At 45.5% G+C, this 2,479-nt stretch carries 3 protein-coding genes; 2 read left to right on the top strand and 1 reads right to left on the bottom strand.

Annotation, left to right across the window (positions count from 1 at the left end; all coding sequences use genetic code 11):
- Nucleotides 1–343 precede the first annotated feature (343 nt).
- Together CAG65_RS04280 and CAG65_RS04285 are read left to right on the top strand one after the other, a co-directional pair.
- Nucleotides 344–1,135, top strand: coding sequence for an ABC transporter permease (locus tag CAG65_RS04280; protein ID WP_161452411.1), 792 nt, complete (start codon nucleotides 344–346; stop codon nucleotides 1,133–1,135).
- A 196-nt stretch (nucleotides 1,136–1,331) separates the two neighbouring features.
- On the top strand, nucleotides 1,332–1,475 hold the full coding sequence (locus CAG65_RS04285; RefSeq protein WP_161452413.1) for a hypothetical protein: 144 nt from the start codon (nucleotides 1,332–1,334) through the stop codon (nucleotides 1,473–1,475).
- A gap of 49 nt (nucleotides 1,476–1,524) precedes the next feature.
- Here the strand turns inward: CAG65_RS04285 and focA are convergent, their stop codons facing one another.
- Nucleotides 1,525–2,367 carry a formate transporter FocA gene (gene focA, locus CAG65_RS04290; RefSeq protein ID WP_161452414.1) on the bottom strand — a complete coding sequence of 281 codons (843 nt, stop codon included), beginning with the start codon at nucleotides 2,365–2,367 and terminating at the stop codon, nucleotides 1,525–1,527.
- Nucleotides 2,368–2,479 lie beyond the last annotated feature (112 nt).

Raw genomic sequence — 2,479 nt, forward strand, 5'->3', positions numbered from 1 at the left:
GAAAAAATGTGAACAGTTATGACAAGATAATATCTTTGCGCGATTGTTAAAATTAAAAATAAATTAAACATTTGAACAAAAAACAGTGTCCATATTGACTCTGAAAATAATGGCATTGTTAAATTTATTCAGGTTGTATTGAAAACAGAAAATTAAAGAAGTGTTGCGATTTTTTATTTGACTGAGTGGGTTTCATCGCAGTAAGACAGCATCATTTGCGCCCCACACATCTCAGATAGTAGCCCTGATTGGCAGCGATTTTTCACAACTCAGCGACAGGCCGCGAGCAAAGCGATAAAAAGAGATAAAATAACAGAGTCATACACCCACAAAGAGGTTCACTGTGCAGGAGATTATCGATATCGGTTGGGGCCAGCTAGGAGTGTTTGGGCTGATCCTGGTGGTTCCTCTTACTATCAACCATTATTATCAGCTTAATCTGGGACGCGACATCGTACTGGGTGTCGGCAGGATGACAATTCAATTATGTCTTGTCGGTGTCTACCTTGAGTATTTGTTCAGCCTCAACAGTCTGACCATCAACCTGCTCTGGCTGGTGCTGATGGTCATGGTCGGTGCCAGTGCCATTCTGAGTAAATCTCAGCTACCCAAACGTGTCCTGATGGGGCCAGTAAGCGCTGGATTAATGATCGGCCTGGCTCCGCTCCTGCTTATCCTTTGTTTAGCTGTAGTCCAACCCACTCCACTCTATAGCGCACAATATGTGATCCCTTTATCAGGTATGCTCCTTGGGAATAGTCTGAGTGGTAATATCGTTGCACTGCAGAATCTGTTCAGCGCGTACGAAGAGCGAAAAATGGAGTACGAAGCAGCAATTTCTCTTGGCGCTTCGCCTTATTATGCATCCAGACCGTTTGTGCAAAACGCCATGCAAAAAGCGCTGGCTCCGATCCTGGCATCGATGACCACTATGGGGTTAGTCACTCTACCGGGCATGATGACAGGTCAGATACTGTCAGGCGCGTCGCCAATGGTAGCGATCAAATACCAATTGATGATCATGATCGCGATTTTCACCATGATGAGCATCTCTCTCACGCTGTGTATCCAATTTACTCAGAGAAAAATTCTAACAAAAGAGGGGCGCGTTAGTGTTTCGTTCCTCAAACGATAAAGCTCACAAATCCTTGAAATTAAATTGCACACCGACTTTAAAACACGTTATCCACAGAAAATGTGGATAACCTTTTTACATCAGTTATCCACAAAATGAGATCCGCACGTCACAGAGGTGTATTTGAGTTGACACGACACCGTCATACTGGTTAATTATTATTCAACTTGCTTCTCATCTCAGACAAGGAATGCCGATGATTGAGTCAATGGTCACCAGACATCATGAGTACTCAGAGTTTGATCAGGATGATCTGAAAAACTGGTTGGTCACCACGCCCGATGAGCTGGTGGAATCCGAAACGTTAGACACTGACGTTACGGAGCGATGGATACATTAAAAAAGCGGCTCTTAATGAGCCGCTTTTTTACTTCAACCGTGCTGGGAACTCAGTCTCTCAGGAAAATCAACCAGTACCACATACCAACAAACAGACCACCGCCGATAATATTACCCAGTGTCACCGGAATCAAATTATTCAAGATAAACCCCGCTAGATTCAAATCCGCATATTGGCTGATGTCCGCACCGGTCATCTGCCAGAATTCTGCCGGTGCAAACAACTTGATTCCGATCGCCATAGGCACCTGGTACATATTCGCAATGCAGTGCTCAAAGCCCGACGCAACAAACATTGCCACCGGCAGGATCAGCACCATCACTTTATCCGTCAAAGACCGGGCACTGAACGTCATCCAGACTGCCAGACACACCAAAACGTTACACATAATGCCAAGTGCGACCGCCTGAATGAAACTGTGATGGAGTTTATGTTGTGAAATGGCCATCGCATTGAGGCCAAGTTGACCGCCGTCTTCCATGTACTGGCGGGTCGCCAGCATGATCACCACCAGACAGATTGAACCCGCCATGTTGCCAAGGTACACCACTAACCAGTTTTTCAGCAGATCGGTCCAGGATATTTTGCCACTGGCTTTCGCCACTAATGTTAGCACCGAACTGGTAAACAGTTCTCCGCCGGTAATTACAACCAGAATCAACCCCAAGCTAAAGGCAAGACCACCAGCAAACTTACTCAGACCATAAGCGACATCCTGCGTCCCGGTGGTCACGACAGTATAAAATACGAAGGCAATTCCGATGTGAATGCCCGCTGACATTGCCAGTAAAAACGACTTGTAGAGTTTTTTATTGACCTTACCCACGCCGACTTCCGCGGCTCGCTCTGCCATTTGTGGCGGTAACAGCGAATCAAAAGGGTTTACGTTCATAGTCATAATGCAGTTACATTTTGAAACAGGTTATTCGGAGCGGCGGATGATCCCCCCAATCAAAAGGGAATTCAAGAGCAATTTTTTATGCTTACAGAAAATGTTGTAATCG

This window comes from Vibrio sp. V39_P1S14PM300, assembly GCF_009904765.1.
Classification (GTDB): Bacteria; Pseudomonadota; Gammaproteobacteria; order Enterobacterales; family Vibrionaceae; genus Vibrio; species Vibrio proteolyticus.